Here is a 21,884-nt window from a genome sequence, read left to right on the forward strand (position 1 = left end):
ATGCAATTGCTCAATCAATCCCTCACTACCGGGTGAAAAGAAGATTGCTTTTTGATGAGGGTTTTCTCCGTATCGGAGTTCTGTCTTATGCCAGTTTGGAAAGAGAAAGAGTTCTGTTGGTGGTTCATTTGCCAATCTTTGAAGATATTGACAGATGAATCTGTCATAAGTGGATGTAGTGGCAAATGCCTTTCTTGCCAACAGAAACCTAGTTTCCTGTTTAATCTGTCCATCTTGCAATAATTCCTCAAGCAGTGACGGGTAGTCTTCTTTATCAGAAACAACTGCAACATGTTGATAGTTCTTGGCAGCAGCCCTTAACAGAGTTACTCCACCGATATCGATATTCTCGATCATTGTACTATGCTGAACTTCGTTATTGGAGAGATATTCGTTGAATATTTTCTCAAATGGATAGAGATTAACTATAACTATATCAATCAAATTGATCAACATGTTTTCTAACTCTCTGAGATGAGCAGGATTATCACGGTCTGCTAAAATCCCGCCAAAAATTTTCGGGTGGAGAGTTTTTACTCTTCCGTTCAGGATCTCGGGAAATTGGGTAATATTTTCGATCATGGTTACCTGCAGATTATTCTCCTGTAGATATCTGGCAGTACCACCAGTTGCTAACAACCTGTATCCGGCTTTAATAAGGCCGTCTGCAAAAGATAAAAGACCTTCTTTATCACTTACACTCAATAAAGCACATTTCATAATATTATTCCTCTATGTTTGATTCTTTATTTTCTAAAATGGCGATCAAGACAACTCCAAATAGGATTATCGCCCAGTTAAGATAGATCCAGAAGAGAAAGATCGGTAAAGTGGCTATTACTCCGTAAACTACTTCCATATTGGTTAAATTTGAGATGTAAAAATCGAACCCCATCTTGACAATGATCCAAATCGCTGCAGCAACTGCAGAGCCAATCACTAAAGAAGAGGCACGAAAATGAACGGTGGAGGCAAAGAAATATATGAAGAGATTAACGAAAAAGAACATCAAGAACGGGATGATTATAAACGAAATATTCCGGATAAACGGAAAGTCAAATATTTGAGCTATTAAAGATACTGATGTTGATGAGAAAAGGACCAGAATGAAGATAAAGCCGAAAAATATCATAACTATAAATTTGCCTAATTTGTAGATGATGCTTTTATTCTCGAATTCCGTGACATTGAGTATCCTGTCAAATGCACCATTGATAAACTTGAAAAGACCAAAAGAGGTCAGTATCAGAAGAGCTATGTTAAAAATATTGGAGGGCATTTTCTGATCGAGCAGATTTGATACATAGGAAGTGGCAGTTTCCACTGAATCGGGGAGCAGGATAGATAAGAACAACTCTTGTAAATGTTCCCTGATGTTAAGACCGGGGATATCAGGGATAATGAAGAAGATCAGTAGCAGAAAGGGTATAAAACTCAATACGGTTATGAAAGTTAATGCTGCTGATTCCTTCATTATACTGTCTTGATTTATCTTACTGATTACTTTTCGTAAAAAAACTATGATTTTTCTCATCTCTCCTCCCCCTATTCATAAGATAGGCATTTGACAGGATCAAGATTGCTCGCTTTTATAGCTGGGAAAATACCAAATGTCAGTCCTAAAATTGCTGTTATTATCAATGATAAGATGACCATTGATGTCCCACCAGTCATTTGAACACCAAGGTATCCGCCAATAATATCTAAAATTGATAACCCGATCAAAATACCAATAACTCCACCAGATGTTGTTATGATAAGAGTTTGGATGATAAACTGCATAAAGATGTCTATTCTCCGAGCTCCTACAGCCATTCTAATTCCAATCTCTCTTGTTCTTTCACGTACTGTCGCCATCATGATATTCATTATAACTATTCCACCCACTAAAAGAGAAATCAAACTAATGACAAAAAAGATCATACTGAAAATAGCAGAACCACCTGCCATCATATCAGCACCTTCTTTCGCCGAGCTAACGAAAAATACCGGCTCATTACTCCGTAATCCCAAGAGTATGGTTTCAACTTTTTCTTTTAACTCAATAGTATCGTCAACATTGTAAGCCTTTATGGTTATGTTTTCGATCCGATCATCTGCTGATAATTTATTGATCATAGTACTGATCGGAACAAAGGCACGCCGATTAAGATACTCTAAAAAATTATCAGTGCCAACTGAAGTTTGCGGTTGGAAATACCTTCTTTCCATTACTCCTATAACCTGTAACCGACGCCCCTGATAAGTTAGATACTGACCGATTGCTTGCCTGTTACCAAACAGTTGTTCTTTAACAGTACTACCCAGCACTATGACATCATTCATGTAATTGATATCGATATTCGATATGAAACGACCTTCAGAAACATTCCATTCCTCTATCTTCGGATATTCAGGTATAACTCCTGAAACACTTCCCCGATAAAAATCCTTTTCAAAAGTTATTAAACCCCAAGTAAAAAGATGAGGTGTTACATATTCTGCTTCCGGTATTAAACTTCGTAATTGGTTGAATTCGCGGAGGGTTAAATATGTAGGAAGATTGCGGGGATTATTATATTCCCAATTACGGATTACGTCTATCCGAGTTAGTCCCCCTCGTTCCATCATCCAAGCTAGAGTTGATTCCTGTACTCCTTTTACTAATGATTGGACAACTATTATTGACATAGTTCCTAAGACAATACTGAAGATAGTTATTATAGCACGTATCTTGCGTGACCAAAAATCAGAAAGTCCGACAAACAGACTTTCTTTAAACGAGAGAGCCATTATCTTCTATTTTCCCATCTATAATTTTGATTATTCTGTTAGCATGAGATGCAACATTGTTGTCGTGAGTTACCACGATTATTGTATTACCGGTTTTATGGAGCTCACTTATAATGCTTAAAATATCATTCCCTGAAGTAGAGTCGAGATTTCCTGTCGGTTCATCTGCCAGTATGATGGCAGGTTTGGTTACCAATGCTCTCGCAATAGCCACTCTCTGTCGCTGTCCACCTGATAACTCTGATGGACGATGCTTTAATCTGTCACCTAAACCGACTTCTTCTAAAACTGAAATTGTTCTTTTTATCCGCTCTTTACTCTTTATACCCGCGTATATCAAAGGAATTTCGACGTTCTTCTGAATGTTGAGATGAGGTAGCAAATTAAAGGTTTGAAAGACAAAACCTACTTTGCGATTACGGATAGCTGCTAAACGTGCTTTACTCAAATTACTGATTTTCTCACCATCTAAATAATAATCTCCCGAAGTTGGAGTATCCAAACAACCCATTATATGCATTAGAGTTGACTTACCTGATCCGGATGGACCCATTATGGAAACAAACTCACCTTTATTTATTTGTAGATCTACCCCATTCAACGCTCTAACTCTAATCTTACCCATCGGATAATCTTTGATAATTGATCTGGTTTTGATTAGCTCTTCGTTCATAATCGCTCCTATGAAACAAGAATAAAATCTGTTTGTTTTTTAGCAAATATAATTTCTCTTAACGAGCATACTAAAAATCGCCGTATAAATAAATACTACTAAAATCATCTGAAAGGCATTTCTTGAAACACTCAAGAAAAATAACTTGCACATATTTCAATGGATATTTTAATTAAACCAAATGAAAATATTGATTAGGAAAAGAAATATAATAAAGGGATTGATTGGCATAGAAATTGCAACTATGGAAAGGATATTAACAAGGGGGTAATAATGAATTTACAAGGAACTTTAATAAAGGTTTTCTTGTTACTTATTTTAGTCATTTTGACTGGCTCGATAACAGCTAATACTGATGATATATGTATTCCTGAAGTAGATGATACTAATAACATCGAATTTTTTATTGATAATTTGAGATTCACAGCCAGCCCGAATCCTTTTGAAGATTATACAGTACTTACAGTATATGTCAGTGAATCTATTCGTGGCTCAATTACCATTAAAGATCGTTTAGGAAATACTGTAAACAATTTATACAGTGGATTGTTCAAACTGGGAGATAATTATATAATGTGGAACGGAGCAGATGACTATGGTTTTAGCTTAGATGCTGGAAGCTATCTCTGTGAACTCCATTTCGAAGATCGTTACACATCAAGAACAATAATTCTGATCCTTAAATAATAAATAAAAAGAATCTATTAAGTAAATATAGTTCATACTTGTTGACACTTTAGTAATTAATCGTTTACAGTAAATTATAATCTCTTAGCTCTCTTTCCAAAGAGAGCTTTTTTTGTATCAACTTAATAGACAAATAATTCTGTAACCAGCAAAAATGTAATAATTCTTGACAATTTTAGCGGTTTATAAATGATACATATATCAAATCAATGATAAGGAGTGTTATTATGAAAAGTTTCCTGAAACTTATGACTATAGGTTTAATTTTGGCTACTTTGTTAATTGCTGCATGTTCAAGACCGCCACAACCTGTTTCTCAAGATCAGTATCAAACTGCTGTAAGAGAAGCAAGAGAGGCAGAAGCAACAGCCGACAGCAATCTTCAAGAGAAAAAAGATTTAGAGGCAGAGCTGGCTCGAAAAGAGGCAGAATTAAGATCTCTCAGAGATTATGAAAGAGAATTAGGTCTGTGATAGGGGAGGTAAAGATGAAACATATAATAATAATCACACTCGCAGCTTTATTACTGTTACCTGTTTTGTTGTTTGGACAGTTTACTTACTTAAGTGAAGAAGAATATAGAAGTTTAAGTCGTAGTGAACGTCAGATCTACTCTGAAAACCTAGAACGAGAATATTTAAATCTTCAACAAAGAAAAGCTGATGCTATTGCAGCAAATGAGCAGTATTTAGTCGAAATAGCTGATTTGAGAGCTCGTATCGCTGCAATCGACAGTGAATATGAGATCGTATATAATAGAATTCTTGATGGTCTCGGTATTACCCGCGCTGATGTAGATGCGGCACGTATAAGATTAGAAGAATATAATCGCCGTGTTGATAATTGGAATAGAATGTCTGATACTGAGCTGTGGAATAATGCAACAGCAATCCGCCAGACTATTAATGAGTATGAAGAATTTAAGCAAACTAATGTAGCTAAAGCTCCAGATTTTCGTAACGATATAGTGGAACTTAACCGCAAAATAGTTAATCTAGAAGCTAATTTAGATAGAGTTAGACCGAAATACTATGAAGATTCCTATACGGTTGTTCGTGGTGACTATCTTGCTAAAATAGCTGGTTATAGCTTCATCTATGATGACTCTTCAAAATGGGGAATTATTTATCGTGCCAATCGTGACCAGATTACTGATCCTAATTTGATCTATGTCGATCAAGTTTTGAAAATACCTCGTGGTTTACCTGATACATGGAAAGTTTATCGTGGTGAGAGCTTATGGCGTATAGCTTCTTATCCAGAGGTTTACGGTAAAGGGATCGAATGGCCAAGAATATATCGAGAAAACAGAGATCAAATACAAGATCCTGATTTGATATACCCTAATCAGATATTCCGTATCCCCAGAGATTAAATTTTAAATGTAGATATTTTTTAAGAAGGAAGCCTCTATTATAGGGGCTTCCATTCTTTTATACCCCTATAAGAACGAGAGTAAAATATTGAAACACAGTTGGATCTTCATAATCCTTATTTGCTCAATTATCATCTCCTATCTGTTTTTTGTTTTGCACAGAAATAGTTATGATATATTGGGCTATAGCTATAAGGTCGGACAAATAGCTGATAGAGATGTCATCGCTCCCTTTACTTTTACCGTTTATAAAAGCGCAGAGACCAGAGCACAGGAGCAAGAGATAATAGACACTACCATAGAACCTATATATCGTATTTCTGATGAGATTAAGTACAATGTTATTCAAAGAGTTGATGTATTTATGGAAAGTTTAGCTCTTTTGGATCTCCAAGACTATACAAAAACAAATAACTATCTAAGTCGCCAGTTTGGATTTTCATTGACTCCGGAAATGCTCAATACTCTTACAGATCAGAACAAAAAACTACTGCTCTATGAACATCTTATTCAATCATTTAACAGAGTTATGGATATTGGGGTTTATGATGAAGAAGTCTCATTGCAAACCATCCAGTTGGTACGTAATGATGATGTGAGGAGGTATAGTTTAGATCGGCTCTATAGCCCGTCAGAAGTATCTGCACGAATAATAAATGATATGCCTGATCAACAACTCAAGATAATATTAGCACAAATTCTGCATTATTTTGTTGATTACAATATTGTCATTGATGTTGACAGAATGAACAGATTAAGACAGGAAGCTTATCAAGTTATTGATCCAGTATTAACAGAGGTTTTAGAAAATGAAGAGATCATCAGAAAAAACCGTAGAATAACCGAGACAGACCTCAGAAAACTCGATGCATTGTCTAATGCCTACCGAGAATATATACAAGAGAGCGAATTACCAGACATACTTCTATCAACAATAGCATATTTCTTACTATCTATGTTGTTGATTCTTTCCGGATATTTATTCTTTAGAGTTGCTATTAAGGAGCATTTTAAAGACATAAGACATACTACAATATATGCCATACTTATTTTGATAACCTGTCTATTCGCTTTCGTGGTTGCTATGTTTCCTGTATTACATATCTTGATATTTCCATTTAGCATGTCTGTATTTATCTTTGCCCTGATTTTCTCGCCGTTAGGCGGTTTTATTTTCAATATTGTTGCTTATTTCCTTATTCTACCCTTTTTCAATTGGAATATCATTGACACTTCAATCATATTTTTAGCAACTATGCTGATCATTGTTGTCATGACAAAGATGAAAGATAGCCACGATTTCATACCATTATCGATTTATATCATCTTTTCTTTCTTTATATCATTATCTGTAATTGCTTTGGTGACATCACTTTCGGGAGAAGAATTTCTGCTATTTTTTGTGTATGGTATCATATCTTGTGCGATTTCAATCACAGGGATGGTATTGATTTCTCCTATTATAGAGAAACGTCTTAATTTAGCAACAAAGATGATCTTGCTGGAGTTATTAGACACGAATAATCCAATTTTAAAACGTATGGCAATAGAAGCACCCGGTACTTTTCATCATTCCATAACTGTGGGTATCTTAGCGGAAAGTGCTGCTGAAGCAATTGGTGCAAATCCTTTATTGGCTAGGGTAGCTAGCTATTATCATGATATTGGAAAGTTAGAAAATCCATACATCTTTATCGAGAATAATAGTGATGCAACAAAAATACATGATGATATGGAGAGTTATGAAAGTGCTGCTAACATTAAGAACCATGTTTTAGAAGGTCTAAGTTTGGCTAAAAAAAACAGACTTCCGGAACAGGTTATAGATATTATCAAACAACATCATGGTGACAGCAAAGTAGCATATTTTTATAATAAAGCAAAGGAAAAGAATACCACTATTGAAGATGAAACGATCTATCGGTATTATGGTCCTAAACCTCAAACAAAAGAAGCTGCGTTGGTTATGATTGCCGATATTGTAGAATCAACAGCAAAATCACAAATGCATCAACATACTGAAGAATCACTTAAAAAGATTATTAATGATACGATCCAAAGATTGATCTTAGAAGAACAACTTTCAGAAACACCGATCACTTTAAGAGAGTTGGAAATAACTAAAAGCTATATGCTACCGATTATCATCGGTATATATAGAAAAAGAATTGAGTATCCGGAATATCAAACTAATCAATAAAACAACCTATTCTGTTGACAGAAAGGTCTTTATAAAGCTTTTGGATTCTATAGCTCAGTATGAGAAAGAATTAGAAGGTAAAGACATTGATGTATGTCTTGTTGGAGAAAGAGAAATTAAAAGTCTAAATAAAAGATTTTTTGGCAGGGATACTGTCACTGATGTTTTAACCTTTCACAGCGAATTTGCTTTACTACCCTATTTAGGTGAAATTGTGATAAACATAGAGAGTATCATGAAAGAAAGAGATTCAGGTAATCTAGAAGAATTGAATAGAGTTTTCATTCATGGGGTATTACATCTATTAGGTTTTGACCATATCAACACAGAAGCTGGCAAACAGATGTCCGATAAAGAAAGTTTTTTGTTAAAAAATCTAAATTAGGATCAGAGTTTTCATGTTTAGTGATTTAAATTATCTAAAAATACTTGGCTTTTTATTCCTCTCTGCCTACTTTTCAGGATCTGAGACAGCTTTTTTCTCTATTGGCAAGATTCAACAAAAGAAACTGGAAATGCAACATGATCATTCCTCCAATAGAACTTTACGTTTACTCAATAAACCAAGGCAACTTCTTATAACAATTCTATTGGGAAATACTATTGTAAATGTAGCTGCTTCTTCGATAGCAGCTGTCATCACTGTTACTTATGCTCAACATTTTTGGCCTGATAAGCAGATCCCTATCTGGATGCTCATACTATCAATGGTTATTATGACTATTTTGCTGGTTTTTTTTGGGGAGATTACTCCCAAGTTATTTGCTATCTCACATGCTGAAAGATTTGCTAAATATTCGGGCTTTTTCATAGAACTTCTTAAATACATTTTTTATCCTATCATTCAATTGTTAGTCATTATAAGTAAACTTTTTTCAATTAAAGTTGATCATTTCTCTGATGCTCATACTAATTTCACGACAGAAGATCTAAAAAATCTGCTCGATTCCAAATCACGATATCATCCCCTAAATGATAGTGAGAAGAAAATTATCTCGGGAATCTTTAAGTTCACTTCCACCGAAACAAAGAAAATCATGGTACCGAGGGTTGATATAAAGGGAGTTTCTATCGAAGAAAGCATCGAATCTATTAGTGAACAGATTATCAACTCCGGGTATTCCAGACTACCGGTGTATAATAAGAATATTGATGATATGGTCGGCATTATTTATGCTAAAGATATTATACTTAATCCTGATAATCAAACTATTGATAAGTTGCTCAGAAAACCGATATTTGTGACTGAAAATACTAAGATACAAACACTTTTAAATCTTTTCAGGGCAAGAAAGACTCATATGGCAATAGTAGTGGATGAGTATGGTGGGACTTCAGGTTTAATTACTCTGGAAGACATATTAGAAGAGCTCGTTGGAGAAATTGTCGATGAATACGATCAAGAGATCCCTCATCTAAATCGCCTATCCGAAAATGAGTTTCTTGCCAGCGGTATGTTAAATATTACAGATCTTAATGAGGAGTTGAATTTAAATATTGATGCCGACAAGTATGATAATCTAGCTGCTTTTCTGTATGACAAATTTAACAGGGTGCCAAATATAGAAGAAAAGATCGAATACAATGAACAGGCATTGTTTATTATTGCCAGTGTTAAAGGACAACGAATAGAATCAGTAAGGATTATTCTCTATAAAGATGAAGAGTTTGAGTTTTAAGACATTATTGCTCATAGTGCTTATTTTGAGTATCTCTGGTGGAGATTTGCTTTTTTCAGCAGATGAAGTCGTTGATACTAATATTCAATTCACTTTTGCTATACGTTATCTGGGTCTGAAAGTAGCAGATGTTCGGTTAAATGACACAAGAACCCAAAATGAAGGAAGAATCGACGTAATAGCAAAATCAGTTTCTTTAGGAAATATACTTTTTAAGATCAACAATAAATACTCTGTAGAATATCAAAGAGATTACATTCCTTATAGTTATAGTAAGTCAATCGAGCAAAAGAACTTTACTCAAGAAAAAACGACTCTTTGGTTTCCTCTGGAAAAGAGAATGGAAATTAAAGTTGATAATACATTAGCCAGCCATTTTCATTATGAGGAAGAGCAATTCCATGACTTCTTCTCAGCTCTGCTTTATATCAGAGATCATATTGTATCTAAAGAACCACAAGATATATATATATATGCTAATAGCAACTTTTGGGTTGCTCAAATCAGCAAATTAGGAGAGGATAAAATAGGTAAGAGAAATACTATCAAATATAGTATTAACTTTCAACAGAGTAGCAATAATCAGAAACAAAGAAGTGATGTCTTAACCAATAATATCATCAAAGAAGATAACACTCTATATCTCTGGTTTACCGATGATGATGAACGATTGCCTTTGCAAGCAGAATATGATACATCTCCCTTTTCAGTATTTTGGACTTTGGAGAGTTATGAGATTTCCTCACCCATTAGTTATCAGAATAGAAATTTCGAGTAATGCTTGAAGGTAATCAGAAAAAAAAATTCTTAACAATCCTGTTTGTTTTTTGGTGTGTAATTATTTTTCTACTCTCTGTAGTTCCTACTGATGAAACACCACTTTCCTCAATAACTTTTATAGATAAGATAGCACATTTCTTGCAGTATTTGATTTTTGCTTTGCTTTACTACTTTATGAGATCATACCAGCAAAGATCTGCTGAAAAAATCATCAGAGAGTTAATCTTTTTATCAATCATAATCTCAATAACAAACGAATTTATTCAAATCCCAATACCGGGAAGAGAATTTTGCTTGCTTGATATTGCAGCAAATTTTATCGGTTTCTTAGTAGTAATCATTTATCTTATTATGAGAACCAAAAAGAAAAAATGGCTAAGAAATGAAAGGAATGAGAAATAATTATATACCTTTGACAGACGTCTGGAAGTGGCGTTTTGTCGAAGAAACGATACACAGTGTAATGAGTTTTTTTAACTACAATGAAGCTAGACCACCCATTTTAATTTCGAATGATGTTATCAAAAAGATATACTATTCTTTTAGTGATAAAAAGGGATTGGATAATTTGATCAGTAAGCTGTATCAAATAGAATCCGAAGAGAAATTGAGTTTAAGACCAGATGGAACGGTAACCTATCTGAGTCAATACAAGAAGCTTTCTGATGATAGATCAATTAATAGAATTTACTACATAGGACCGATGTTCCACCGATCTAATAGCGAATCAGCTTCTGATGGGCAATTCCATCAATTCGGCGCTGAAGCCCTTGGAAGTAGTTCCTATATAATTGATGTAGAAGTTATTCGACTCGGTTTAAATATCTTTAAGAAATTTGGACTGACCGATGTTAAACTCGAGTTAAGTAGTTTCGGTTGTGAAGTATGCAGACCATCATATATCAAAGAGTTGACACATTACTGGAAAGGATTGGATAACAAGTTGTGTAAAAAATGTAGTACTGATTACACCCCCTACAAAATTGAAAGTGCTGATTGTAAAAATTGCCAAAACCTATGGGAAAAAAGCCCTTCGATTTTTGACTATTTATGTAAGGATTGCCAAGAAAACTTTGGATTAATAAAAAGAGCATTAGCAAATCTCATGATTACTTATACAATAAACCCTAAAATCAAGATGAATTTCGAATACTATAATCAGATAGTTTTTAGGTATCGCACGGTAAATAACAAAAAAAACCACTATATTGGTAGTGGTGGAAGATATGATTATTTAGCTAAAAGCATTACAGGGAAAGTATTACCAGCAATTGGGTTGTCGTCAAATACAGAAGAATTGATATCTTTGTTAGAAGAGAAAAAACTCTTTCCTGAGCAGACTAATTTATTCAAGGTTTATATCATGGCAACTCACCTGGATCTAGAAATAACTTTGCTGCAAATAGTACAAGAATTACACGATAATAACATTAAAGTTATTATTGGAACTACAGAGTCTAATTATCATAATCAATTAAAAGTTGCTCAGAATGATGGTTCTTCTTTGATGATTGTTATTGATAATGAGATGATTAGAGAAGGGAAAGCTACAATCTATAATCTTGTAAAGAATCACAAAGAAATCATCAATATAAGTGATATACTAAAAAATGTACTACGGCTTAAAAAAGCTCTAAGTAACGATGTTTATTAAGAGGAGAATCATATGAAAGCAATTCATACTTATGGAGCCCCAACTGCTATTGGTCCTTATTCTCAGGCAACTTTCAAAAAAGGGTTTTTATTTATATCAGGTCAGATTGGTATAGATCCAGCAACCGGACAACTTGGTAAATCTTTTGAAGCCCAAGCAGATCAAATATTCACAAGCTTAAGTAACATTCTTAATGCAGCTAACATGTCTTTTAGAAATGTTGTGAAAGTTACCATCTTTATCGAAGATTTAATGAATTTCGAATCTCTTAATAAAATTTATGCTCGAAATTTCAGTGAACCTTATCCTGCTAGAGAGACAGTACAAGTATCTCGCTTACCGCTTAATGCAGCTTTAGAAATATCACTAATTGCTTGTGATTTATAAGAGATTATTAGAAAATTTCTGATCCGGTTTTAACTGGTTTTCTTTCTTTTCAGAGTGATCACAATTTCATATTGATTAGGTGGTTTATCCCAAATCTCTTGAGATAAGTACTCTTTAGGGTTATCAATAATCTCTTGTTCTGACACTTCCTGTACTTTTTGGTCTTTATCAAGTACCCAATAATGTTTGACTTTTTTTGTATCAGTATCGGTAATCTTCTTTTTTGTCGGCATAAGTTCTCCTTTTATTTCATAATCTGGATAAGATTGGATATATTCGGACAGCATTTCATAAGAAACACTGTCCATATAGAGTTTACATCTATTAGGACAGTTTAGAGCACAAACAAAAATGCTCTCAAATCTCCTTGTTAGAGGACAAATCAAGTTAGTTTTTTTCTTTATCTGTTCTTCGGACATTAATCAGTTTATTTTATTAACTCAAGCTTTTTAAGAACCTCTTCAACCTTTTGCAGGTTTTCTGATTCTAAAAAGTATAATGGTAAACGAATCTCTCTTTCTATATATCCCATCAGGTGTAAAGCTTCCTTAACAGGTATAGGGTTTGTTTCGATGAATAGTACTTGGTTCAGTTCCAGTAAATCCAGATGTATTGCTTTCGCTTTTTCATAATCTCCTTTCAAGCAGAGATTGATCAATTTGCTCATCAGAGAGGGCACAATATTTGCTGTAACCGAGACCGTTCCTTTACCACCGCAACACATAATAGGAAGATTCAGCATATCTTCACCTGATAGTAGAGAAAAATCCTTTGGAGCGTATTTAATAATCTTGGTTATTTGAGCAATATTGCCACTGGCTTCTTTAATTGCGACTATTCGTTCACAATCTTCAGCCAGCCGGATTACAGTTTCTGCTGTTATATTAATACTGGTTCGTCCGGGTACATTATAGATAACCAATGGAATATCTGTCTCTTCGTAAACTTTTTTAAAGAAGTAATACATTCCTTTTTGAGTCGGTTTGTTATAATAAGGTGTGATAACAAGTGCATAATCAGCGCCTAACTGTTGTGCTTTCAATGTTTCAGCAATTGTCTTAGACAAATTATTTGTTCCCGTTCCAACCATGACAGGTATTTTACCAGCTAACTTTTGAATAACATATCTGACAAAATATTCCTTTTCGTCACCAGCTAAAGTGGGAGATTCTCCAGTAGTACCACTGAGTAATATTCCATCTGTTTTACTTTCTAAATGAAAATCGAGAAGACGATCAACTGCATTATAGTCGATATCGTTATTCTTAAAAGGGGTTACCAAAGCAACAATAGAACCTTGAAGCATTTTTCCTCCTATTATTTTTTATTGGAAAGAGAGTTGCCGCCAAGCTTCATATAATATGACGGCTACACTGTTAGCAAGGTTTAGTGATCTTATATCTTCAGTCATGGGGATCCTTATAGTTTGTTCCGGATACTTATGAATTAATTCTGATGGTAGTCCTTTTGTCTCAGGTCCGAACATAAACACATCTCCTCTTTCGTATTCAATATCTGTATGTATATACTTCCCTTTAGTTGTACAGAGGTATATATTTTGCGACTTGTACTTTTCAAAGAATAGTTCGATATTTTCGTGAAACTCCAGATTTAGTTTATCCCAATAGTCCAATCCGGCACGTTTCAGGTACTTATCAGTCAAAAAAAACTTAATCGGCTTTATCAAGTGAAGTTTAGCATTACAGCCGACACAAATTCTTCCTATATTACCAGTATTTGAAGGTATTTCTGGATTGAAAAGTGCAACATGAAAGTTTAATTGATCATTACTTCTATCCATCGCATTAACCATCTATCCATAAGTTGGGGACTAATATCCACCAAATCTAATTTATCATTTAATATCGTTTGCGGTATTGGTACTTCATTAAAAGAGGTCGGTAGTATAACATTCTTATTAACTGGAAACATCCATTGGGAAGTGGGAATGCTTTTCTGAAACTCTATCGTTAGCATAAAATCAATAAATCTCTTAGCTAATTCGAGATTAGGGGTGTCTTTAACAATGCCAGCACCTTCAATTTGCATAAAACCACCTTCCTGTGGAATAAAAGCTTTATAGCGATCAGTATTCTCAGTTTCAATATGATATGCTGGGCTCGTAGAATAACTAAGAACTATTGGGACTTCACCCGCTAACAACATGCTGTATGCTTCATCCCAAGAGGATGAGACAGTCAAAATGTTGTTCCTTATACTGCGCCAGAAATGTATATATCCATTTTCTCCAAAAGTAGCGATAGTCCACAATAATAATCCTAAACCGGGACTGGAAGTACGAGGATCTGAGATTACTATTTTATTCTTCCAGATACCATCCTGAATATTACCAAATGTTGCAGGAGGTTTATCAATTATATAAGAATCATAAACGAAGGCAAAATAACCATAGTCATAAGGTGTCAGGTGATTAGTCTTATCAAAATGAAAGATCTCCGGAATATTATTCATGTTTTCTGATCTATAAGGCATTAGCACCTTCTCGTGCAAAACTCTGCCTAACATTATGTTATCCAACCCTATAACGATATCAGCTTGAGGGTTATTCTTTTCCATAATAAGGCGATTCAAGATATTACCAGCATCTCCGACACTTTCAACTATAACTTTTGATCCTGTTTTTTCTTCGAACAATGGAATGGTTGCATCTGCTAATCCCCAAGTTACAAAACTATCGTAAGTATATATCTTCAGAATATTTGCTTCTCTGCTACTTCTAATACTTTGCTCTTTTTTGGTGCAACTAGTCATTGAAACATTAATGAGTAAAAATAATATTAATATCAGGTTTCCTGATAAGGTCCGCAAAATATTTTTTCCCGATTTAATCATCAATATCCTCCGAATAAAACTGCAGCTACAATAAAATCCATTAACAGAATTAGTATTGAAGAATAAACAACACTCAAGGTCGCTACTTTACCAACCCCTTCTGCTCCACCTTCGGTACGACTACCACAATAACAGGCAATAGAAGTTATCACTAAACCAAAGAAAAAAGCTTTTACCAGACCACCCCATAAATCCATCGGTCTGAAATAGTTTTTCATATTAACAAAAAAGGTATAAGCATTCAGATCATACTTGAGTTTGGAGACAAAGAAAGCTGAGACAATACCGATAAGGTTAGCATAGATTGTTAACAGAGGCAGTATTATTATTCCGGCAATAATTCTGGGTAGATAGAGGTAATCGTTAGGATCAACACCCATACTTTTCATGGCATCAATCTGTTCGCTGACCTTCATAGTGCCTATCTCTGCTGCTATTGCAGCACCGATCTTACCGGATAACACTAAAGCAGTTAGAACAGGAGCCAGTTCAGTCATTGTTGATTTCCCCACCATAACGCCTATCAAGCTTTGGGGTATGTATCCGCGAGTTTGATATGATGCTTGAACGGCAGTGACTAATCCGGTAAATCCTGAAGTAACTGTAATCAGAAGTAAAGAATCATAACCCATTTTTCTCAATTGTTTAGTAAACTCGTAAAACCGGTTAAAGATTTTAGGTATTTTTGAGAGCACTGTCAGAGTAAATGAGATATAACTCCCCAATTGATAAATACTATTGATGATTAGTGAATTATAGATCATAGATGTTCTTGTTTTTCCAAATCAGTAAATGCTGTATTATCTTCAACAAATCTCATTTCTATCTCACCGGTTTTTCCATGACGGTTCTTTGCTATGATAATATTGGCTCTATCGGCATTTTCTTCTGTCTTTTTATATTTTGCTTCTCGATATATAAACATTACTAAATCTGCATCCTGCTCGATTGCTCCAGACTCTCTAAGATCTGAAAGTCGTGGTCTTTTATCTTCTCTGTTTTCCAGAGCACGGTTGAGCTGGGAAAGGGCAATAACAGGCACCTGTAGCTCTTTTGCCAAGATCTTCATACTTCGTGATATTTCAGAAATTTCCTGCTGCCTGTTCTCAACATTTCGTCTGGAAGATGCCATTAATTGCATATAGTCAATTATTATCAATCCTAAACCATCTTGCTCGGCTTTTAATCTTCTTGCTTTTGCTCTTAGATCTAGAGGAGAATTAGTACCGACATCATCTAAAAAAATATCTAATTTGCTGATCTTTTCCGCTTGTTCTATGATCCCTCTTCTCTTATGCTGATCTAGACCATGACCGGTTAACATGTTATCCATCGAGACCATAGATTTTGTGCTGATCATACGGAGTAAAACCTCTTCCACAGACATCTCCATAGTGAAAATTCCAACTTTGGTATTCTGCCGGAGAGCAGTATTCAGGGCAATATTTAAAGCAAAAGCCGATTTCCCCATACCGGGTCTGGCAGCTATTACTATTAACTGACCCGGTCTGAAGCTTCCGATAACTCTGTCGAGAGTATGAAAACCGGTTGTAACACCAATACCCAGCCCACCTTTTTTCATGATCTCTTCTATATGCTCAAGAACCTCGGTCATCCGGTCTCCGGTCTTTACAAAACCCTGTATTTTAGAAGACTCAGTGATCTTGAAGATAGCATTCTCAGCATAATCGATCAGGTCTTCTGTTGAGAATTCACCTTCATAACTCTTTTCTACTATCTTGTTAGCTGTTAAAATTAACTCTCGAAGCAGATATTTATCAGTAATGATTTTTGTGTGAAATTCAAAGTGAGCACCACTGACTACACAATCATAGATATCTGATAAGTACTCTTTACCCCCAGCTTTTTCTAAATTGCCACTGCTTTCTAAATGATTTTGTAGAGTAATCAAATCAATGGACATTTGATTCTCAAAAAGAGCTCTCATCGCTCGGAATATTACCCTATGTTGATTCTTGTAAAAGTACTCTTCTTTGATCTGTATGACGCTCTTGGCTACTGTAGTATAATCATTCAAAATAGCTGACAATACAGCTGCCTCTGCGTATTCATCATAGGGTAATACTCTCATTGAGCTACTTGTAGATTCTGCTGTTTCTTTTAATGAAGATCGTTCATTCATGGTTGCCTCAACTTCCTGTCTTGTTAGGATTACAATAACTATAGTACTTGATGCAGTACTGTGAAAAAACTGTCTGGATTAACTCAGCATTTTCAGGCGAAGCTAATCATGGTTTAAAAGATCCAATGAATTATTTTAGATCGTATATTGCTCTGATCTTTTTCAGATCTTCCCAAGAATCTTTCTTTAATGATTCATTATATATCAATGCTGCAGGATGATATGTTATATAAGTTTCTATTCCTTCATAACGAAATGTTTTCTGCCGTAAAGTGCTCATGGGTTCTTTGGTCTCAAATAATGATCCGGCAGCAACCTTACCTAATAATACTATCATTTTGGGTGCAATGATATCAATTTGTTCTTTCAAATATGGAAGACAACTGCTCACTTCTTCCGGCATTGGGTTACGATTACCCGGTGGCTGACATTTGACGACATTAGTAATATAAACTTCCTCTCTTTGTAGATTTATCGCTAATAACATTCTTGTTAAGAGTTGTCCTGCTTTACCTACAAAAGGTCGTCCCTGCTTATTCTCATCAGAACCGGGTCCTTCGCCAATTAGCATCATCTTGGCTGAAGGATTGCCCTCTCCATAAACAAAATTCATCCTTTGTTTATGAAGTTCACATTTCTTACAATCCTTGTATTGTGCACATCTCTGTTGTAACAATAACTTTTTTTCTTGTGAAACTTCAGTTAGATCAATATCTGAATCAGATATATAAAGATTGTCTATCCCGGAGTTTGAGATCAATTCTAAATACTGCTGGAGAGTCTTGCGGCTCATTTATCCACTATTCTTCATCCATATCTATCTCTTCTTCCTGTTCAACTATGTAGTCCGGTATCTCATTCTTTGCTACGTGTTCCATCGCAAATTCAGTTATTTTAGCAGGAAAGGTTTTCTTAACGGAAAAAGGAAGAGAGTTTAAGCGATTTACTTCTAAGTTACATAAAAGTAAAAATAGATAATCCATGTTGTTCTTTTCTAAGAATGTTTCAATTATCGGTTTCTTTGTCATTCAGGTTACCTCCGTAAAATATCTTTTCGGGAGAATAGTATCTTGTCACTCTGTTCTCCTCAGCTTCAATTATTTTTCTAACATCTTCAATCGCTACTTCTAAATCATCATTGATAACTAAATAATCATATTCTTCTATACTATCTAACTCATTACGTGCATTTTCTAAACGTAGCTTAATAGTTTCTTCAGTATCTGTATCTCTTTTGCGTAATCTTTCCTCTAAAGTCTCTATATCAGGTGGTAAGAGAAAAATTGTCACCACATCAATTCCGCTTGCCACAATAGATCTTGCCCCTTGAGGATCGATATCCATTATTACATGCTTATTAATGGCAAATTTGTCAAGGATAAACGATCGGGATGTCCCATACCAGTTTTTATGCACCAGAGCATATTCCAAGAAGTCATTCTCTCCTATCAACTCCTCAAATCTCTTTTCACTAACAAAGAAATAGTCTTTGCCGGTGATCTCATTTATACGTGGTTGGCGAGTTGTATAAGAAATTGAATAGTCAACATTTGGCATAATGTCAAGAATTGCTCTGCATATCGTTGATTTACCACCACCAGAAGGTGCAGATACAACTATCAGAAAATTCTTCTTGGGATAATCAGGGGTTTTCATGTTTCTACTTTATTCACTGAAGTGCTTACGATACTCTCCAGCTGAATAAAGTGTTTCCAGTTCATCAGGATTTGATAACTTCAGTTTTAATAGCCAACCCTGCTCATAAGGTGATTCATTTACTAAAGCAACATTTTCCAATACCTCATCATTGACTTTTAAAATTTCACCACTGATAGGTGTAATAAAATCGACTACAGCTTTGGCTGATTCAATCGATCCGATCTCTTCACCGGCATTAACGTTTCTTCCCTCTTCCGGCAAGTCTATATAGACAATATCCCCCAATTCTTTCTGGGCATAATCGGTAATACCTAAATAAGCTATGTCCTTATCTACTTTTACCCATTCATGCGTCTCTGAATAATATAAATCGTCCAATACTTTCATTGAAACCTCCCTATTCTTAATATAAGTTTTCATTGAAGTATGCATTTTGAATTCGGTTTATGTGTCAAGCCAATTGTATCAAAAATTCACCTCCCCCTTTTTTACAGCAACTAAGTATTGTCATCTCTGCTGAACACCCTTCCTTTGTCATCTTGACTGAACACCCTTCCTTTGTCATCTCGACTGAACACCCTTCCTTTGTCATCTCGACTGAACACCCTTTCTTTGTCATCTCGACTGAAGCGAAGCGAAATGGAGAGATCTCAACACCGATTCATATTAAAAAAGCAAAATTATATATGCTCAGCTAAAATCAGTGATGAGATGCCTCGACTTCGCTCGGCATGACAAAGAGAGGAGAAAGTTTCTCTGGGAGAGAGAATGTACTACTGCTACTCAAAAAGGAAACTAGTTTTCTGCATGGGATGTCTTCTTAAGTTTTTCACATCAATAAATCGTAATAAACAGTACAGGTAAAGCCATACCGACATTATGTAAATGAATTTATAGGGGGATGTGTGAATTGTATCAAAAAAGTTCAAACACAATCAAAGATGTTGTTTAGTGTAAAACAATATGATAATAAAAGTAAGTGAAGTTTATTATTGTGAATTATTGAGGGCAAAAAAAAAGCCCGAATTCATTTGAACTCGGGCTCTTAAAGAAAAGTGAATTAGTTTATTTAACGAACATCATCTTGTTGATTCTATCGTAATTCGGTGTTCTTAATCTGTAGAAATAGATACCTGACGGAACTACTCTATCATTATCATCTCTACCATTCCATTGGATTTCATATGTTCCTTCCGGATGTTGATCGTTATGTAAGGTTCTGATTAACTGACCTTTAACATTATAGATCTTCAACTCAACCATCTCAGAATCTTCTCTGCTGAGAGAGAAAGCTATCTTAGTTTCAGAAACGAAAGGATTGGGCTCATTCTGCTTCAGATAAGTAGTAAATATAGGATCAGGGATATCAGTTGTCTCTTCAATAGTAACAACTACCGGTCCGTGGAAAGCAGTTGTCAGATCAAGATCTACTGACTGTAACCAATAATTATAGGTCGTTCCTGCCAATACTTCTTCATCTAAATACGAATAGACAACCGGCATACTGCTGTTATAAGCAACAATAACACGAGGATTGATAGTTACAGCATCGTTCAGATTGTTAGTATCACTACGGAAAACATTGTATCCAAGCACATTGGTCTCTGTTTCAGCTCGCCATTCCAGTATTACGGATCCGGCTGCTACAACATTAGCTGTAAACGAAGATAGTTCGACAGGTTGACCATTACCATTACCAGGACAATCATATTCAAAAAGGAATGGTATATTACTAAGTATTGGATATTCTCGATTCAAATCAGCATCCCCTTTCCAGATATGATCATCGCCCCATCCGTCCCAATCTACATAAGTATCAGGGTCATCGAAGGGTAAAGTCATCTGTTCAGTTGTTCTTGCATATCCGGTAACTGCAGGATCATAAGGCCAATACCAGAGGAACATACCGGGTGATATGTCGGCATCCCAGTAACTATTGATAACTTCACCATAATAGGCACCTGTGCCAGGATAACCAGGATTGGGAGGCCCTCCGGGTCCACCAAAGCCGATCAAACCACCAAGATGTGCTCCTTCACCCCAAGGCTCTATAACGGCATTAGTATAACAGTTTTCAATTAGGCCATTAATAGCATTTTCACCTTCATAATCAAATTGTGGAAGTCTCAAATTTAGTCCTACTAAACCACCGACATAATCTCCAATGACAGGAAAATCACAAACTTTAAAAGAGTTGAGAATGTAGCCGTAATTAATACCGACTAAACCACCGACCTGTTCCTGTCCTTGAACTGTATTTGCAGCGTAGCATTCTTCAATGATACTTCCATATTCATTGAGCCCTACCAAACCACCGACTCTGTCACTGTCAACGACTGCGCCGACATTAAAGCAACGATAAATATGGCTTCCCGCTTTAGCTATACCAACTAAACCACCAACCCTGTCGTAACCTCTAACATTTACTGTATTATAACAGTATTCCATATATGAGTTCTCCAGAATTCCGACAATTCCACCAACATCTGAATGAGTAGAGTAAATATCAACCAAACCGTCGGAAGTATAGCAGTTTTTGATGATACTATCGATTGCATGACCAGCCAATGTGCCAACAGCGATACCAGCAGAATGAATGTCAACATTGGTAAATTTTACATTCTCAATAGTTGCTCCGTTAATAACGTGAAACAGTCCATTCGGTGAAATACCATCAATATAGAATCCATTACCGTTATAAGTTCCGGAAAATGTGCTAATCGAAATCCAATCTCCGACAAGATCGATATCAGCCATCTGAACATAATCTCCAGTCGGATTATATCTTACGTCGAATAAATCATCTTGATCCCATACTTCGATCGGATCAGCCCAAATAGATAGTGAAACAAAGGTTAATACAAACAAAACTAATAAGGTCTTCATAATTCCTCCATGAATTAAAAAATCTCTTTTTTTACCGTAAATACTGACCAATTTTGACCTAAATACAAAAACTCATTGCTCCTAATGAAGTTAACTTTACTAACGATTATTATACTTATACGATTATAGTGATTTC

25 protein-coding genes are annotated in these 21,884 nt (G+C 35.3%); 10 read left to right on the forward strand and 15 right to left on the reverse strand.

What is annotated here, in order from left to right; all coding sequences use genetic code 11:
- From purH to K0B81_06315, 4 genes are all read right to left on the reverse strand, one after another.
- On the reverse strand, nucleotides 1-720 hold a 720-nt coding region (purH, locus tag K0B81_06300), incomplete at its 3' end, for a bifunctional phosphoribosylaminoimidazolecarboxamide formyltransferase/IMP cyclohydrolase (protein MBW6516207.1).
- Between the two features lie 4 nt (nucleotides 721-724).
- Nucleotides 725-1,534, reverse strand: coding sequence for a YihY/virulence factor BrkB family protein (locus tag K0B81_06305; GenBank protein ID MBW6516208.1), 810 nt, complete (start codon nucleotides 1,532-1,534; stop codon nucleotides 725-727).
- A gap of 11 nt (nucleotides 1,535-1,545) precedes the next feature.
- Nucleotides 1,546-2,772, reverse strand: a complete 1,227-nt coding sequence (locus K0B81_06310; GenBank protein MBW6516209.1) for an ABC transporter permease — start codon at nucleotides 2,770-2,772, stop codon at nucleotides 1,546-1,548.
- Nucleotides 2,756-3,445, reverse strand: coding sequence for an ABC transporter ATP-binding protein (locus K0B81_06315; GenBank protein ID MBW6516210.1), 690 nt, complete (start codon nucleotides 3,443-3,445; stop codon nucleotides 2,756-2,758). The genes K0B81_06310 and K0B81_06315 overlap by 17 nt, the downstream gene beginning before the upstream one ends.
- 273 nt (nucleotides 3,446-3,718) lie before the next feature.
- Here K0B81_06315 and K0B81_06320 point away from each other — a divergent pair, with 273 nt between their 5' ends.
- From K0B81_06320 to K0B81_06365, 10 genes are all read left to right on the forward strand, one after another.
- A complete protein-coding gene (locus K0B81_06320; GenBank protein MBW6516211.1) occupies nucleotides 3,719-4,132 on the forward strand; it encodes a hypothetical protein in 414 nt (137 codons plus the stop codon).
- A 227-nt stretch (nucleotides 4,133-4,359) separates the two neighbouring features.
- Nucleotides 4,360-4,605, forward strand: a complete 246-nt coding sequence (locus K0B81_06325; GenBank protein ID MBW6516212.1) for a hypothetical protein — start codon at nucleotides 4,360-4,362, stop codon at nucleotides 4,603-4,605.
- Nucleotides 4,606-5,207: 602 nt separating this feature from the next.
- Nucleotides 5,208-5,507: a LysM peptidoglycan-binding domain-containing protein gene (locus tag K0B81_06330; protein ID MBW6516213.1), complete on the forward strand. Its 300-nt coding sequence runs from the start codon at nucleotides 5,208-5,210 to the stop codon at nucleotides 5,505-5,507.
- 88 nt (nucleotides 5,508-5,595) lie between these two features.
- Nucleotides 5,596-7,707, forward strand: coding sequence for an HDIG domain-containing protein (locus tag K0B81_06335; protein MBW6516214.1), 2,112 nt, complete (start codon nucleotides 5,596-5,598; stop codon nucleotides 7,705-7,707).
- Complete coding sequence (gene ybeY / locus K0B81_06340) at nucleotides 7,676-8,092, forward strand: rRNA maturation RNase YbeY (protein ID MBW6516215.1); 417 nt, start codon at nucleotides 7,676-7,678, stop codon at nucleotides 8,090-8,092. The genes K0B81_06335 and ybeY overlap by 32 nt, the downstream gene beginning before the upstream one ends.
- A gap of 13 nt (nucleotides 8,093-8,105) precedes the next feature.
- The gene (locus tag K0B81_06345) at nucleotides 8,106-9,386 is read left to right on the forward strand and encodes a hemolysin family protein (protein ID MBW6516216.1); all 1,281 of its coding nucleotides are present in this window, start codon (nucleotides 8,106-8,108) and stop codon (nucleotides 9,384-9,386) included.
- Nucleotides 9,367-10,164, forward strand: coding sequence for a DUF3108 domain-containing protein (locus tag K0B81_06350; protein ID MBW6516217.1), 798 nt, complete (start codon nucleotides 9,367-9,369; stop codon nucleotides 10,162-10,164). Before K0B81_06345 ends, K0B81_06350 begins: the two co-directional genes overlap by 20 nt.
- Nucleotides 10,164-10,568, forward strand: coding sequence for a VanZ family protein (locus K0B81_06355; protein MBW6516218.1), 405 nt, complete (start codon nucleotides 10,164-10,166; stop codon nucleotides 10,566-10,568). Before K0B81_06350 ends, K0B81_06355 begins: the two co-directional genes overlap by 1 nt.
- The gene (locus K0B81_06360; GenBank protein ID MBW6516219.1) at nucleotides 10,558-11,820 is read left to right on the forward strand and encodes an ATP phosphoribosyltransferase regulatory subunit; all 1,263 of its coding nucleotides are present in this window, start codon (nucleotides 10,558-10,560) and stop codon (nucleotides 11,818-11,820) included. Before K0B81_06355 ends, K0B81_06360 begins: the two co-directional genes overlap by 11 nt.
- Nucleotides 11,821-11,832: 12 nt before the next feature.
- The gene (locus K0B81_06365; protein MBW6516220.1) at nucleotides 11,833-12,207 is read left to right on the forward strand and encodes a Rid family detoxifying hydrolase; all 375 of its coding nucleotides are present in this window, start codon (nucleotides 11,833-11,835) and stop codon (nucleotides 12,205-12,207) included.
- Nucleotides 12,208-12,236: 29 nt separating this feature from the next.
- On the opposite strand, the gene K0B81_06370 is transcribed toward K0B81_06365, so the two are convergent.
- The 11 genes from K0B81_06370 to K0B81_06420 form a co-directional block, all read right to left on the reverse strand.
- A complete protein-coding gene (locus K0B81_06370) occupies nucleotides 12,237-12,440 on the reverse strand; it encodes a hypothetical protein (protein ID MBW6516221.1) in 204 nt (67 codons plus the stop codon).
- 194 nt (nucleotides 12,441-12,634) lie between these two features.
- Nucleotides 12,635-13,513 (reverse strand): 4-hydroxy-tetrahydrodipicolinate synthase, encoded by an 879-nt coding sequence (gene dapA / locus K0B81_06375; GenBank protein MBW6516222.1) that lies wholly within the window; start codon nucleotides 13,511-13,513, stop codon nucleotides 12,635-12,637.
- A gap of 18 nt (nucleotides 13,514-13,531) precedes the next feature.
- The gene (trmL, locus tag K0B81_06380; GenBank protein ID MBW6516223.1) at nucleotides 13,532-14,008 is read right to left on the reverse strand and encodes a tRNA (uridine(34)/cytosine(34)/5-carboxymethylaminomethyluridine(34)-2'-O)-methyltransferase TrmL; all 477 of its coding nucleotides are present in this window, start codon (nucleotides 14,006-14,008) and stop codon (nucleotides 13,532-13,534) included.
- Nucleotides 13,984-15,060: a thiamine ABC transporter substrate-binding protein gene (locus tag K0B81_06385; GenBank protein ID MBW6516224.1), complete on the reverse strand. Its 1,077-nt coding sequence runs from the start codon at nucleotides 15,058-15,060 to the stop codon at nucleotides 13,984-13,986. The genes trmL and K0B81_06385 overlap by 25 nt, the downstream gene beginning before the upstream one ends.
- A complete protein-coding gene (locus tag K0B81_06390; GenBank protein MBW6516225.1) occupies nucleotides 15,060-15,824 on the reverse strand; it encodes an ABC transporter permease in 765 nt (254 codons plus the stop codon). The genes K0B81_06385 and K0B81_06390 overlap by 1 nt, the downstream gene beginning before the upstream one ends.
- On the reverse strand, nucleotides 15,821-17,203 hold the full coding sequence (gene dnaB / locus K0B81_06395; GenBank protein MBW6516226.1) for a replicative DNA helicase: 1,383 nt from the start codon (nucleotides 17,201-17,203) through the stop codon (nucleotides 15,821-15,823). Before dnaB ends, K0B81_06390 begins: the two co-directional genes overlap by 4 nt.
- 130 nt (nucleotides 17,204-17,333) lie before the next feature.
- Complete coding sequence (locus tag K0B81_06400; protein MBW6516227.1) at nucleotides 17,334-17,996, reverse strand: uracil-DNA glycosylase; 663 nt, start codon at nucleotides 17,994-17,996, stop codon at nucleotides 17,334-17,336.
- A 7-nt stretch (nucleotides 17,997-18,003) separates the two neighbouring features.
- Complete coding sequence (locus K0B81_06405; protein ID MBW6516228.1) at nucleotides 18,004-18,231, reverse strand: hypothetical protein; 228 nt, start codon at nucleotides 18,229-18,231, stop codon at nucleotides 18,004-18,006.
- On the reverse strand, nucleotides 18,209-18,859 hold the full coding sequence (gene gmk, locus K0B81_06410) for a guanylate kinase (protein ID MBW6516229.1): 651 nt from the start codon (nucleotides 18,857-18,859) through the stop codon (nucleotides 18,209-18,211). The genes K0B81_06405 and gmk overlap by 23 nt, the downstream gene beginning before the upstream one ends.
- Nucleotides 18,860-18,868: 9 nt before the next feature.
- Nucleotides 18,869-19,249 carry a glycine cleavage system protein GcvH gene (gcvH, locus tag K0B81_06415; GenBank protein ID MBW6516230.1) on the reverse strand — a complete coding sequence of 127 codons (381 nt, stop codon included), beginning with the start codon at nucleotides 19,247-19,249 and terminating at the stop codon, nucleotides 18,869-18,871.
- A 678-nt stretch (nucleotides 19,250-19,927) separates the two neighbouring features.
- Nucleotides 19,928-21,748, reverse strand: coding sequence for a T9SS type A sorting domain-containing protein (locus K0B81_06420; protein MBW6516231.1), 1,821 nt, complete (start codon nucleotides 21,746-21,748; stop codon nucleotides 19,928-19,930).
- Between the last annotated feature and the right edge of the window lie 136 nt (nucleotides 21,749-21,884).

This window comes from Candidatus Cloacimonadota bacterium, assembly GCA_019429305.1.
Lineage (GTDB): Bacteria > Cloacimonadota > Cloacimonadia > Cloacimonadales > JAJBBL01 > JAHYIR01.

What these genes read in the sequence shown, in the direction of transcription:
- K0B81_06420 (MBW6516231.1), bottom strand. Translation starts at nt 21,748, where the DNA reads ATGAAGACCTTATTAGTTTTGTTTGTATTAACCTTTGTTTCACTATCT.
- K0B81_06370 (MBW6516221.1), bottom strand. Translation starts at nt 12,440, where the DNA reads ATGCCGACAAAAAAGAAGATTACCGATACTGATACAAAAAAAGTCAAA.
- K0B81_06360 (MBW6516219.1), top strand. Translation starts at nt 10,558, where the DNA reads ATGAGAAATAATTATATACCTTTGACAGACGTCTGGAAGTGGCGTTTT.
- dnaB (MBW6516226.1), bottom strand. Translation starts at nt 17,203, where the DNA reads ATGAATGAACGATCTTCATTAAAAGAAACAGCAGAATCTACAAGTAGC.
- K0B81_06355 (MBW6516218.1), top strand. Translation starts at nt 10,164, where the DNA reads ATGCTTGAAGGTAATCAGAAAAAAAAATTCTTAACAATCCTGTTTGTT.
- K0B81_06310 (MBW6516209.1), bottom strand. Translation starts at nt 2,772, where the DNA reads ATGGCTCTCTCGTTTAAAGAAAGTCTGTTTGTCGGACTTTCTGATTTT.
- K0B81_06400 (MBW6516227.1), bottom strand. Translation starts at nt 17,996, where the DNA reads ATGAGCCGCAAGACTCTCCAGCAGTATTTAGAATTGATCTCAAACTCC.
- K0B81_06315 (MBW6516210.1), bottom strand. Translation starts at nt 3,445, where the DNA reads ATGAACGAAGAGCTAATCAAAACCAGATCAATTATCAAAGATTATCCG.
- K0B81_06325 (MBW6516212.1), top strand. Translation starts at nt 4,360, where the DNA reads ATGAAAAGTTTCCTGAAACTTATGACTATAGGTTTAATTTTGGCTACT.
- K0B81_06390 (MBW6516225.1), bottom strand. Translation starts at nt 15,824, where the DNA reads ATGATCTATAATTCACTAATCATCAATAGTATTTATCAATTGGGGAGT.
- trmL (MBW6516223.1), bottom strand. Translation starts at nt 14,008, where the DNA reads ATGGATAGAAGTAATGATCAATTAAACTTTCATGTTGCACTTTTCAAT.
- gmk (MBW6516229.1), bottom strand. Translation starts at nt 18,859, where the DNA reads ATGAAAACCCCTGATTATCCCAAGAAGAATTTTCTGATAGTTGTATCT.
- K0B81_06305 (MBW6516208.1), bottom strand. Translation starts at nt 1,534, where the DNA reads ATGAGAAAAATCATAGTTTTTTTACGAAAAGTAATCAGTAAGATAAAT.
- K0B81_06405 (MBW6516228.1), bottom strand. Translation starts at nt 18,231, where the DNA reads ATGACAAAGAAACCGATAATTGAAACATTCTTAGAAAAGAACAACATG.
- gcvH (MBW6516230.1), bottom strand. Translation starts at nt 19,249, where the DNA reads ATGAAAGTATTGGACGATTTATATTATTCAGAGACGCATGAATGGGTA.
- dapA (MBW6516222.1), bottom strand. Translation starts at nt 13,513, where the DNA reads ATGCTTCAAGGTTCTATTGTTGCTTTGGTAACCCCTTTTAAGAATAAC.
- K0B81_06365 (MBW6516220.1), top strand. Translation starts at nt 11,833, where the DNA reads ATGAAAGCAATTCATACTTATGGAGCCCCAACTGCTATTGGTCCTTAT.
- K0B81_06345 (MBW6516216.1), top strand. Translation starts at nt 8,106, where the DNA reads ATGTTTAGTGATTTAAATTATCTAAAAATACTTGGCTTTTTATTCCTC.
- K0B81_06320 (MBW6516211.1), top strand. Translation starts at nt 3,719, where the DNA reads ATGAATTTACAAGGAACTTTAATAAAGGTTTTCTTGTTACTTATTTTA.
- K0B81_06350 (MBW6516217.1), top strand. Translation starts at nt 9,367, where the DNA reads ATGAAGAGTTTGAGTTTTAAGACATTATTGCTCATAGTGCTTATTTTG.
- K0B81_06385 (MBW6516224.1), bottom strand. Translation starts at nt 15,060, where the DNA reads ATGATTAAATCGGGAAAAAATATTTTGCGGACCTTATCAGGAAACCTG.